10 protein-coding genes are annotated in these 12,279 nt (G+C 58.2%); all 10 read right to left on the reverse strand.

The window, feature by feature from the left end:
• Positions 1-37: 37 nt before the first annotated feature.
• The 10 genes from ACG74X_RS00770 to ACG74X_RS00815 all read right to left on the reverse strand — a co-directional run bounded on the left by ACG74X_RS00770 (position 38) and on the right by ACG74X_RS00815 (position 12,255).
• Positions 38-376 carry a chaperone modulator CbpM gene (locus tag ACG74X_RS00770; protein WP_411232007.1) on the reverse strand — a complete coding sequence of 113 codons (339 nt, stop codon included), beginning with the start codon at positions 374-376 and terminating at the stop codon, positions 38-40.
• Positions 376-1,308: a DnaJ C-terminal domain-containing protein gene (locus tag ACG74X_RS00775; protein ID WP_411232008.1), complete on the reverse strand. Its 933-nt coding sequence runs from the start codon at positions 1,306-1,308 to the stop codon at positions 376-378. The genes ACG74X_RS00770 and ACG74X_RS00775 overlap by 1 nt, the downstream gene beginning before the upstream one ends.
• Positions 1,301-3,148 (reverse strand): ATP-dependent zinc metalloprotease FtsH, encoded by a 1,848-nt coding sequence (ftsH, locus tag ACG74X_RS00780; protein ID WP_411232009.1) that lies wholly within the window; start codon positions 3,146-3,148, stop codon positions 1,301-1,303. The genes ACG74X_RS00775 and ftsH overlap by 8 nt, the downstream gene beginning before the upstream one ends.
• Complete coding sequence (locus ACG74X_RS00785; protein WP_411232011.1) at positions 3,145-5,808, reverse strand: cation-translocating P-type ATPase; 2,664 nt, start codon at positions 5,806-5,808, stop codon at positions 3,145-3,147. The genes ftsH and ACG74X_RS00785 overlap by 4 nt, the downstream gene beginning before the upstream one ends.
• A gap of 195 nt (positions 5,809-6,003) precedes the next feature.
• A complete protein-coding gene (locus ACG74X_RS00790) occupies positions 6,004-7,191 on the reverse strand; it encodes an acetate/propionate family kinase (RefSeq protein ID WP_411232013.1) in 1,188 nt (395 codons plus the stop codon).
• The gene (locus ACG74X_RS00795; protein ID WP_411232014.1) at positions 7,184-8,140 is read right to left on the reverse strand and encodes a bifunctional enoyl-CoA hydratase/phosphate acetyltransferase; all 957 of its coding nucleotides are present in this window, start codon (positions 8,138-8,140) and stop codon (positions 7,184-7,186) included. The genes ACG74X_RS00790 and ACG74X_RS00795 overlap by 8 nt, the downstream gene beginning before the upstream one ends.
• A 148-nt stretch (positions 8,141-8,288) precedes the next feature.
• Complete coding sequence (locus ACG74X_RS00800) at positions 8,289-9,200, reverse strand: aminotransferase class IV (RefSeq protein ID WP_411232869.1); 912 nt, start codon at positions 9,198-9,200, stop codon at positions 8,289-8,291.
• A gap of 294 nt (positions 9,201-9,494) precedes the next feature.
• Positions 9,495-10,529 (reverse strand): branched-chain amino acid ABC transporter permease, encoded by a 1,035-nt coding sequence (locus tag ACG74X_RS00805; protein ID WP_411232015.1) that lies wholly within the window; start codon positions 10,527-10,529, stop codon positions 9,495-9,497.
• A 30-nt stretch (positions 10,530-10,559) separates the two neighbouring features.
• The gene (locus ACG74X_RS00810; RefSeq protein WP_411232016.1) at positions 10,560-11,462 is read right to left on the reverse strand and encodes a branched-chain amino acid ABC transporter permease; all 903 of its coding nucleotides are present in this window, start codon (positions 11,460-11,462) and stop codon (positions 10,560-10,562) included.
• A complete protein-coding gene (locus ACG74X_RS00815) occupies positions 11,455-12,255 on the reverse strand; it encodes an ABC transporter ATP-binding protein (protein WP_411232017.1) in 801 nt (266 codons plus the stop codon). Before ACG74X_RS00815 ends, ACG74X_RS00810 begins: the two co-directional genes overlap by 8 nt.
• Positions 12,256-12,279 lie beyond the last annotated feature (24 nt).

Here is a 12,279-nt window from a genome sequence, read left to right on the forward strand (position 1 = left end):
TTATCAGCCCGCTTGGCACCGCGCGCGTTAACGAGGGTTAACGATCCATCTCTTTTTGTAACCTGGTATAGGCTGACACGATCGCCTGACGGATCTCGTCGGGTTGCGCATCTACGGCACCGGCCAAATTCTTCAAATCGCGTCGCAACCCGTGCAATTGATCCAGCAACGACAGAACCACAGGCACGGCATCGTTGGGCAACGCCATTTCCTTGCGCAGGTCACAGACCAATCGAATGCGCGCCACGTCCAGATCATCGAAAACCGGGCCTGCTTCGCTTGTCGCGGGCTTGATCCAACCCTCGCGCACCCAAAGCCTGAGCTCTCGCAGCTCGACCCGTGCGACCCGTGCGACAACGTCACGTTCGTTCAACATCACAGATCCCTCCACATCGTTTTGCGCGGATCGTCGGACACATGATCCCGCCAGCGCTGCGCAATCGCTTCCATATCGGCGTCGATCTTTGCGGGCATAACGATCTTCAAACGCACGTATTGATCGCCGACTGCCCCTTTCGCAGGCGCAATGCCTTTACCTTTCAGGCGCAGCCGCTGACCCGAAGACGCCCCCTTGGGAACGCCCATCGACACTTTTCCAGACAACGTGGGCACTTCAATCTTTGCGCCAAGAACCGCCTCATCAAAGCCGATTGGCACCTCGACCTCGATGTCATTGCCATCGCGGGTGAAGAGTTTGTGCGGCTGAACGCCAATTTCTACATAGGCGTCGCCAGCCGGTCCACCGCCCAGACCCGGCTGCCCCTTGCCACGCAGGCGCAGGGTCTGGCCATCGCGCACACCGACCGGGATCGTCAGATCAATGGCACTGCCATCTGGCAAGGGCACAGCGCGTTTGGCCCCCAAAGCGGCATCCATGAAACTGACCTCAAGATGATACCGGACATCCCCGCCCCGTGCGGCGAACCCTTGTGCGCCTCCGGTTCTGGCCTGTGCCCGTGTACCGAACAGATCAGAGAACACGTCTGACAGATCCTCGAAATCGCCATACCCGGCTCCGGACGTATAGCGCCCTTGTGGATCAGCATGTGCCTGATCGCGGTAATATTGACGTTGCGGGCGTTCCTGCCCGCTTGCGTCGATCTCGCCGGCATCAAAGCGCTGACGCTTTTCCGGATCGCCAAGAATATCATTCGCCGCCGACACCGCCTGAAACTGCGCCTCTTTGTCCTTGTCACCGGGATGCAGATCCGGGTGCAGGGATTTGGCCAGCTTCCGATAGGCTTTCTTGATGTCAGCCTGAGAGGCGTCTTTCGGGACGCCCAGAACTTTGTAGGGATCATCACTCATATGTTGCGACCTTTGGTGTGGATGCCGTGTCGGTGCGCAGGCCCCGGGCCAGATCGCGCAACGCGGGCTCATCCAGTGTTTCGACCTCCAGCAGATGGCTGGCGGCTTTGTCCAGAATATCGCGATTGGCGGTCAGGATTTCCAGAGCCTGGTCCGACACCTCTTGCAACACGGCACGCACGGCATCATCCATCGCTTCGGCTGTGGCCTCGCTATAGCTGCGCTCGATATAGCGCGGTGCCTGACCTTCGAGAAAGCTGCTTTGCTGGGTTTCATAACTGACATTGCCCAGATCCGCGTCCATGCCATATCGCGCGACCATTGAACGTGCGATATCGGTGGCACGGGCCAGATCGTCTGCGGCCCCGGTCGACAGATGATCGAACACCAGCTTTTCTGCCGCACGCCCACCCATCAGAACCGCGATCTTGTCGCGCAGCTCGGACTCGGTCATCAGAAAGCGGTCTTCGGTCGGTCGCTGGATCGTATAGCCCAGCGCTCCAATTCCGCGCGGAATGATGGAGACCTTATGCACCTCGTCCACGCCAGGCAGTGCCATGCTGACAAGCGCATGGCCCATTTCGTGATAGGCCACGATCTTGCGTTCGCGCGGATTGATCAGGCGATTGCGCTTTTCAAGCCCGGCCACGATCCGCTCGATAGCATTGGTGAAATCCGCTTCGGTCACAACCTCGCCACGGCGGCGGGTGGCCAGCAAAGCGGCCTCGTTGACCAGATTGGCCAGATCAGCACCGGAAAACCCGGTGGTGAGGGCGGCGATGTCATCAAGCTCGATGTCCGGGGCAAGCACGATCTTTCTCATATGCACCTTAAGGATCTGCACCCGGCCCTTGCGATCTGGCCGATCCACAAGAACCTGACGGTCAAACCGCCCAGCGCGCAGCAACGCCGGATCAAGAATTTCCGGTCGGTTGGTCGCAGACAACAGCACAACCCCTTCGCTGGGATCAAAGCCGTCAAGTTCTGACAAAAGCTGGTTCAGGGTCTGTTCGCGCTCATCATTGCTGCCTTGCATGTTCCCGACACCGCGCGCCCGGCCCAACGCATCCAGTTCGTCGATAAAGATGATTGCAGGGGCCGCTTGACGCGCCTGCTCGAACAGATCGCGCACCCGTGCCGCGCCAACCCCGACGAACATCTCGACAAATTCAGAACCGGAAATTGAATAGAACGGAACTCCCGCTTCACCCGCCACGGCGCGCGCCAACAGCGTTTTACCGGTGCCTGGCGGACCCACCAGCAAAATCCCCTTGGGCATCCGCGCGCCAAGGCTGCCATAGCCTTTCGGATCTTGCAGAAAGTCGATGACTTCCTGCAATTCGGTCTTGGCCTCGTCCACGCCAGCGACATCTGCGAATGTGACCCGTGTGTCGCTTTCGACATAAATCTTGGCTTTGCTTTTGCCGATGGACATCATGCCACCAACGCCCTGACTACCCCCCAGTCTGCGGATCGCAAACATCCAGATCCCGACAAAAAACAGCGCTGGCAAAACCCAGGACAAAAGCGTTGTGAACCATGTGTTTTCGACCGCCCCGGTATAGGTCACGCCGGTCTCGCTGAGGCGTTCAGCCAGATCCGGAGCGACCGGTGTGGTGACAAACCCGGTTTTGCCGTCCTGGTCCTGTTCGAACGTCCCTTTGATCGAGGTACTTCCAATCACAACCTCCTCGATCACCCCGTCGTCAAGATAGGTCTCGAACTGACTGTAGGGGATCGCTTCGATGGTCTGGCTTTGAACCCATAAATCGCGGATCAAAACCACCCCCATCACAGCGATAAAAATGTACCAAATGTTAAACTGAGTGCCGCGGTTCATAAGACATCTCCGGTCGTTATGCGATCAGGCGCGGCCAGCCAAAGAACAATCTGACCGCCAATCAATTGCAAAGTGCTAAAACCCAAAGCCAGGGACAAGCCCGTCACCCCGGGTGAGGGCAGGCGTAAAATATCGGACAGGCCCGGAAACCAGATCGCCGCAGCAATCAAGCCGAGACAGAGCAGAACAGCCCCCCAAACCCATGGATTGCGGGTGATTTCATTGTTTACAACACCCGATCCGGGCACGCGCATGTTGAATACATTCCAAAGCTGCGCCAACGCCAGGGTGACAAATGCCACCGTCACAGACTGCGATACCGGCAATTCGAGCCAGTGCAGCGCGACAACAAAAGCGCCAAGCGTGGCCAATGTGATCACCCCGCCCAACAGGGCGATATAGGCCCAGCGCTCGTTGTCGATAATCGGTTCGACCGGGTCGCGCGGGGGGCGGTCCATCACGGTGTCATCGCCCCTGCCAAGGCCCAGCGCAAAGGCCGGAAACACGTCCGTCACCAGATTGAGAAACAGGATCTGTAACGGCAGCAGCGGCGCGGGCAGTCCCGCGCCGACAGCGACCCCCACGACCAGCACTTCGCTGACGTTGCATGACATCAGATAGACCACGAATTTGCGGATATTTGCAAAGATCACCCGACCCTGTCGCATCGCTGCGATGATCGTCGCAAAGGAATCGTCGTTCAGCACCATTTGCGCGGCCTCACGGGCCACCTGCGTGCCGCGTTGGCCCATAGCAATGCCGATATCCGCCTTTTTGAGCGCGGGTGCATCATTCACCCCATCGCCTGTCATCGCCACGATCTGACCGCTTTTCTGGTAAAGCGTCACAATCTTGAGCTTGTCCGCAGGTGCCACCCGCGCGAAAACATCAGTGTTCAGAATACGCGCGCGGTCCTGCTCTGACGGATTGTCCAGATCCATGGTGCCGATATCGGACCCCTCCAGAACGGTCAATTCACCATCTGCAAGTCCAGCCTGTCGTGCAATTTCGGCAGCGGTGTCAGCATGATCGCCGGTCATCATCACCACCCGCACGCCTGCATGGCGGCTTGCGGCAATCGCATCGGGCACATCCGCACGGATCGGGTCAGACAGGCACACCATGCCGATCAGCATTAACCCGTCATATGGTTCGGCATTCGCATCAGTGCTGGTCTTTGTCGCCAATCCCAAAAGCCGCAGCCCCCGCGCCGCAGACCCGTGAACGCGCGATTTCCAGTCCGCGCGATCAGCATCGCTAAGCGGTTGTGGGCCATTTTCCGTCAGAACCCGATCACAAACCGCCAGCACCGCTTCTGGCGCGCCTTTGATGGCAAATAGGGCACCCTCTGCCCCGTCATGGACGGTCGCCATCATCTTTGCGTCGGGATCAAACGCGTGTTGATGACATTCCGGCTGCGCCGCGACAAGATCCTGCCGGGACAGGCCCAGCTGGTCGGCCTGTTCCAGCAGGGCCAATTCCATTGGATCTCCGCTGCGCTGGTCATCCGGCCCAAGACTGGCCGCATTGCACAGCGCCCCGGTTTTGACGGCGAGAGCCAATGGGCTGCCGTCGGGAACATCCAAAGACGTGTCGACCGACACCTCACCCGACGCCAGCAAATAGCCCGCCACACGCATCCGGTTCTCGGTCAGTGTGCCGGTTTTGTCCGTCAGGATGATTGTCGTCGCGCCCAGTGTTTCGACAGCCGACAAACGCGCCAAAAGCGCATTTCGCTGTGCCATGCGCCACATGCCACGGGCCAGACATAGCGTTGCAACAACGGGCAATCCCTCTGGCACCGCGGCCACGGCAAGAGCGATGCCTGTCTCGATCATCTGCGTCAGGGGCAAACCACGCCAAACGCCTGTGGCGACAATAAAGGCGGTCAGCGCCAAGGTCAGCCAGACCAGCTTATGCCCCAGCCGGTCAAGGCGCTGCTCCAATGGGGATGCGTCCGCCTCTGCACCCTGGGTCAAAGCGCTGATACGACCCAACTGCGTGTTCATCCCCGTTCCGACAACGATCGCCTCGGCTGTGCCTTGGGTGACCGATGACCCCTTGAACGCCATATTCCTGCGGTCGGCCACAAGCGTATCCTCGGCGACCGCCTCTGTCTGTTTGATGACCGGAACGGATTCGCCTGTGAGAACGGATTCGTCGATATGAAGGGTGGACACCTCAAGCAGACGCAGATCCGCCGTCACGATATCGCCCGCGTCCAGCAAAACGATATCACCAGGAACAAGATCTTGTGCGTCTATCACCTGAACCTGACCGCCGCGCCGCACCCGTGTTGTCACTTGCGCAATCCGGTGCAACGCGTCCATTGACCGGGCCGCCCGCAATTCGGTGAAAAACCCGATGGCCGCGTTGATCATAAGCACCGCAACAATTGCCAAGGCTTCGACAATGTCGCCCAGATAAAGCGAAAAACCGGCCGCTGCCGCCAGCAACCAGACGATGATGCCCTGAAATTGGTGGATCAGAATGGACCACGCGCTTCGCTGGGCCTGCCTGCGCAAGATATTCGCCCCGGATTTCGCGCGCCGCTGAGAGATCTCTGCGTCTTGCAAACCGATCTTTGGATCGACACCAAGATCCTTGGTGACGGTCGAACTCTCTTGCGAAAAGGCGGCGGGATGCGTCGGAACGGTCATCTGCGGAATCCAAGCCAAAGTAACGATGCGATTGTGTACCGCAGCTTGGGCGCAGAACGATTAACCCAGATCAATCCGACCGCAAAGACCCGTCAGACAGGGCGGCTTAATCAGCACTACTGTGTTGTCTACACTCGGAATTCAGACTTGAGTGACGGCGAAAGCGCCAAGCAGGTCCTTTTTCAGCTGGTCCCTTCATTCCAACGCCTGATACGCGCTGCGGGCGAGAACCTGTTCTTCATCTGTCGCCAGCATAAGTACGGAAAGCCGACTGTGGGACGTTGTCAGCAGCGGGCCGCCCGCCTGGTTCGCCGTCACGTCCAGGTCCGCGCCGAGCCAGGACAGCTCTGCGATCAGCCTTGCGCGCAATTCTGGGATGTGTTCGCCCATGCCTCCGGTCAGAACCACCGCATCCACGCCGCCCATCGCGGCCGCAAGCGATCCGAAATTGCGCCCGCATTGATATACAAAGAACTCCACCGCCTCGGCTGCCTCGGATCGGTCACTGGCCAGAAGATCGTTCATTTCACCGGTGATCCCGGATACGCCCAGCAATCCGGATTGCGTGTATAGCATATCCTGCACGTCTTCGGGGCTGTGACCGCGATCCAGGATCAGATGCAGCACCGCACCCGGATCAAGCGCGCCACAGCGTTGCCCCATCGGAAGGCCGTCCAACGCCGTCAGTCCCATTGTAGTTGCCACGCTGCGCCCGTCTTTTAGCGCGCACATGCTGACCCCATGTCCCAGTTGCGCCACGATGACCCGCTTTTTGGCAAGATCGGGATAGCTCCGTTCCAGCTTGTGCGCGATATAGTCGTAAGACAATCCATGAAAGCCGTAGCGCAAGATGCCGTCATCGGTCAGCGCGCGGGGCAATCCGAAAATCTGCGCGACACGCGGCTGAGTGCGATGAAACGCGGTGTCGAAACAGGCGATTTGCGGGATATCCGGGTAATGTTCCTGAATACGCCTGATCGGGCGCAGATTGTTGGGCTGATGGCTGGGCGCCAACGGTTCCAACTCTGTCAGACGGGCAAGCACGGCCTCATTGATCAAAATTGGCGCGGCATAGTCCGGGCCGCCATGAACAATCCGATGTGAAAAAGCAGCGATGGTGCCAAGATCGGACAAATCGTCAAGACGGGCGAAGATATGGCCTAACGCCTCGGGATGGGCACGTTCCGCATTGGTTGGCGCGCCCAAATCAGTTTCGACCTGTGTGTCGGCCTGCCGATCTTTTTCAGTCAGGATCATGCCCGAGGGCAACCCGCGAATGTGGAAATTCCGGCATTGCTGGGGGCCGTCTTGCGTCATCCTGAACACCCCGCAGCGCAAGCTTGATGAGCCTGCGTTGAAGGTCACAACAAGCGTTTCAGACATCACTTTGCCCTTTTTGGTTTTTTGCCACGACAAGGCCCAAAAGCGCCGCAGAGGCGCAGCGCTGTTCCACGGTGTCGGCCCGGCTGGTCAGCGCGATTGGGACGGACGCGCCCATCACGATACCCGCCGTTACCGCATTGGCCAGATAATCCAGATCCTTGACCAGTATGTTGCCCGAAACAAGGTCCGGCACGATCAAAATGTCGGCCTGCCCGGCAACCGGTGACACGATCCCCTTGATCCCTGCCGCTCTGGGGGAAATGGCAAGATCCATTGCTAACGGGCCGTCAACATCCGCCCCGGAAATTGTGCCACGGTCCGCCATCTTGCAAATCGCGGCGGCAAAGATCGTGGATTCAATGTCTTCGTTGATGTTCTCAGACGCCGACAGCAGCGCCACCTTGGGCCGCTCTATCCCCAGCGCATGGGTCAGGTCGATGGCATTGCTGGTAATATCGCGCAATGTCGACAAATCGGGTCGGATGTTGATTGCGGCATCCGACACAAAAAGCAGTCTTTCATAGCTTGAGACATCTACGGCAAAGACATGGCTGATCCGGCGGCCCGTGCGCATCGCTTTTTCCGAGATGATGGCGTGCATGAGGATTTTGGTCTTGATCGCCCCTTTCATCAAACCGCCCACCTTTCCCGAAATGGCCAGATCGACCGCAGTTCTGGCGGCCTGTTCGGGTGTGTCTGCCGTGATGATGCGGGTATCGGCCAAATCCACATCTGCCGCTTCGGCAGCTTGTCTGATTTTCAACTCATCCCCGATGAGAACCGCTTTGATCAGCCCTCTTTTCTGGCTTTCAAGCGCACCGATCAGGCTTGGCGCATCCTGTGGACAGATCACAGCAACCCTGACGGGGTCGAGTTCGGCTGCAAGATGCTCCAGCCGCTCCAAACGGTCAGGGCGCCATTCGGTGGATGTTGTTTGGGTCGTGGTCATAAGGCTGCTCCTGATTTATCTGCCAATGTCAGCTGACGACCGTCTTATGCTGCCGATCAGTCATCGAAAGCGATCATTGATCGGCATTGACGAACCGATTGCACAGCACGGGCGGCAGTGTTCGGGCCTGCGCGGCCCGGTGGTTGTGTCATATCTGAGAGTGAATCAACTCCTTGTAAAGCTGTCTGATCCGAGCCGTCACCGGCCGCTCGCCGGTGCCGATGGGCTTGCCGTCGATCTCTGCCACCGGTGTTTGCGCGCCGAAGGTGCCGGTCAAAAAAGCCTCATCCGCGCCGTAAGCCTCATATAACGAAAAGTTCTTTTCAAAGACTGGAATGTCGTTGTCGCGGCACAGATCTATCACCTTTTGCCGGGTCACGCCGTTCATGCAGTAATCGCCGGTCGACGTCCAAACCTCTCCGCGCCGGACGATAAAGAAATTGCACGCATTGGTCGTGTTCACGAAACCATGCGGGTCCAGCATCAACCCTTCATCTGCCCCCGCCTGTTCCGCCTGCAGACAGGCGATCACGCAGTTCAGTTTGGAATGGCTGTTGTATTTCGCATCCTGGCTCATCGGCAGGCCGCGTACCTGCGGAACAGTTGCAAGGCGGATGCCTTTGGAGTGCAACCTGTCAACCGGTTTGGAATGTTCAAGGATCATCACAACAGTGGGCCCTGATCGGCTCAGCTTGGGGTGCTGAAATGGTTTGTCCTTCACCCCGCGCGTGACCATCAGACGGCAATGCACATCGGTTGTCATGCTATTGGCCGCCGCAGTCCTGTTCAGCGCATCCAGTATTTCGTCCTTGGTCATGCCCGGATCAAGAGAGACCGATTTGCAAGAGTTAAGGAACCGATCCATGTGTTCGTCAAAAAACGCCCATGTTCCATCATAAAGCCGCATACCTTCCCACATGCCATCACCCAGCATAAACCCGGAATCATAGACCGACACCTTGGCCTCATCGCGGTGAACAATGTCGCCGTTCACATAAATCTTGATATCCTTGTTGCGCGGATCATCGTCTGCGTCATGGGTGCTGTTGGATGGGGTCATGTGATCAGGTCCGCTATTTGCAACGCGTTTGGACGGAAAGTCGTACCATGGCACGATCCCGGAAACATGTGACATAAAGCGGGGTGATCAAAATCGCCTGCCCCGCCATTAAGGAGCAGGCTTGAAGGCGTAGGTGCCCTGATCCTTCAGGATGTAGGCCCCAGACGTCTTGCACAGGAAAGCGACATATCCGCAGCGGGCGTATGCAGCCGTCCTGTGACAATTTTCGATACAGACATCCCGGCCATTGGGTGCCCGATATGCATCTTTCGAATTCCGATCAGGAACCAGATCTCAAAGTTGCGCCAGCCGTGTCTTGGGGGCCGTCTTGGGGCGCATGCGTTGCTTGAGCTTTTCCCACAGCTTGGCCATACCCAGCGGTTCATAGATCATGAACAGGATGATCAGCACCCCGAACACCACCAGTTCGATGGCCGATATGATCGTGGCGTCGATCATGCCGTGAAAGAACCGGTTACCCAGCGTGTTGAGCACCACGGGAAACAGCAGGATGAACGCCGCACCGATGAATGCGCCGCTGATCGTGCCCAGCCCGCCGATGATGACCATGAACAGGATCTCGAAGGATAGCTTGATGTCAAAGGCCACCGGCTCCATCGACTTGAGGTAGGTAAAGGCAAAAAGCGCGCCTGCCACGCCGCAATAAAAACTGCTGATGGCAAAGGCCTGAAGCTTGGTCCTGAGCAGGGAAATTCCCATGGATTCGGCTGCAATATCCATATCGCGCACCGCCATCCAGTTGCGGCCGGTGGCACCACGGGCCATGTTAACGGCAAGGATCGTCAACACCGTCACCACCACCAGAACCACCAGGTACATCTGCAGCGGCGAGGTGAATTCGCGCCCGAAGATCACGATATCCTGCGCGGTGATAATGCCTGAGGTGTCGTAATTCTTGAACCAGCCGAACTTGTCGATCATCCAGATGATGAAGAACTGCGAGGCCAGCGTCGCAACCATCAGGTAGATGCCGCGCACCCGCAGGGAGGGCAGCCCGAACAGGATGCCGAACCCCGACGCGATCAGCCCCGACAGGCCAAGTGCCACGAAAAACGGAATGTCCGGCACCCGCAGGATCAGGTTGAAGCAGGCGAAGGCCCCCGCCGCCATGAACCCCGCGGCCCCCAGTGCCAGCTGGCCCGCATAGCCCATCACGATCTGCTGACCGATGGCGGCAAGCGCAAGGCAAAGCCACGGAATCAGGATCGACGAATACCAATAACCGCTTGTGACGAACATCGGGATGATCGCAAAGCCGATGGCCATCAGCGCCAGAAAGTTGACGACATCGTTGCGGCTGTAGCTCATGAAGAGTGTTCTGGATTGCATGATGGCCCCCTATACGCGCCGGATTAGTTTTTCGCCGAACAGCCCCTCGGGCTTCCACAGCAGGAACAGGATGGCGATGACGAAAGGTGCCCAAACCTCGATGCCGCCGCCGAAATAGGGGCCGACATACACCTCAAGCACCTTTTCGCTGGACCCGATGATCAGACCGCCAACAATGGCCCCCGGGATCGACGAAAAGCCGCCGATGATCAGAACGGGCAGCGCCTTGAGCGCCAGATCGACCAGTGCGAACTGCACGCCCGCGCGCGCACCCCAGAGCATGCCCGCGACAAGCGCCACGACACCGGCGGCCGACCAGACCATCAGCATGATGCTATTAAGCGGGATGCCGATAGAGCTTGCCGCGCCGGCATCGTCGGCCACCGCGCGCAGACCGAGGCCCATTTTCGTAAAACGGAACAAAAGCGCGAGGCCGAGGATCAGCAGGGCTGCCACCAGACCCGCCGTCAAATCCAGTGCACTGATAAACAGACCCGTGCTGTCGACAATCCACTGGATCGGAAAATCTCCAACGCCCAGATCCAGCGCGCGCACTTCCACGCCCCAGACCGCCTGCGCGACCCCTTCGAGCACGAAGCCAAGCCCGATGGTGGCCATTAGCACGGTGTCCTCGCTTTCGTTCATTAGCGGCTGGATCACCGTTTTCTGTGTTGCATACCCGACCAGGATCATCAGGCCGATGGTCACGAAAAAAGCCAGCGTGAAGGGCAGACCCAATTCCATGAAGCCGACAAAGGACAACACGGCAAAGAACACCATGGCACCCTGCGCAAAGTTGAAGGTGGACGACGCCTTGTAGATCAGCACGAACCCAAGCGCGACCAACGAATACATTGTGCCCGCCAGCATCCCCGCCAGCACGACCTCGAAAAAGAAGATGATGTCAGTCATGGGCGACCCCCAGATAGGCGTCGATCACGGATTGATTGGCGCGCACCTCTTCGGGTGGGCCATCTGCGATGATCTTGCCGTAATCCAGCACGACCACGTTGTCGGAAATGTCCATAACCACCCCCATGTCATGTTCGATCAGGACCATCGTGGTCCCGTATTCGTCATTTACCTTGAGGATGAAGCGGCACATCTCGCGCTTTTCCTCGACATTCATGCCTGCCATCGGCTCGTCGAGCAGAAGGATGTCGGCCTCTGTTGCCAGCGCACGGCCCAATTCGACCTTTTTCTGCAACCCGTAGGGCAGTTTGCCGACCGGCGTGTCACGGATGTCCTTGATCTCAAGAAACTCGACGATCTCTTCACAGTATTCGCGGTTCTCGCGTTCCTCACGCAGTGCCTTGGGCGTCTGGAAGGCGACCTGCAGGAAATTCGCGTCCATATGCAGCTTGCGCCCCACCAGAATGTTGTCCAGCACCGACATGCGTTTGAACAATGCAAGGTTCTGAAAGGTGCGCGACAGGCCTTTGCGCGCCATGATGTTGGGGCTGATGCGCTCCATCGCCTCGCCCTTGTAGATGATCGTGCCTTCCTGCGGTTTGTAGATCCCGTTGATGCAATTCAGCATCGAGGATTTACCCGCGCCATTCGGACCAATAATCGCCTTGATCTCGTGTTTGAGCACCGAAAACGAACTGTCGGTGATCGCTTTCACCCCACCAAAGCGCAGGGTGATGTTATTGACTTCGAGGATCGGACCTCCGATCGGGAAATTGCGTGCCATCGTCGTCATGGATGTTTGCCTCTTGTTGCGGCC

Origin of the sequence: Marivita sp. S0852 (assembly GCF_046591575.1) — a bacterium.
Lineage (GTDB): Bacteria > Pseudomonadota > Alphaproteobacteria > Rhodobacterales > Rhodobacteraceae > Marivita.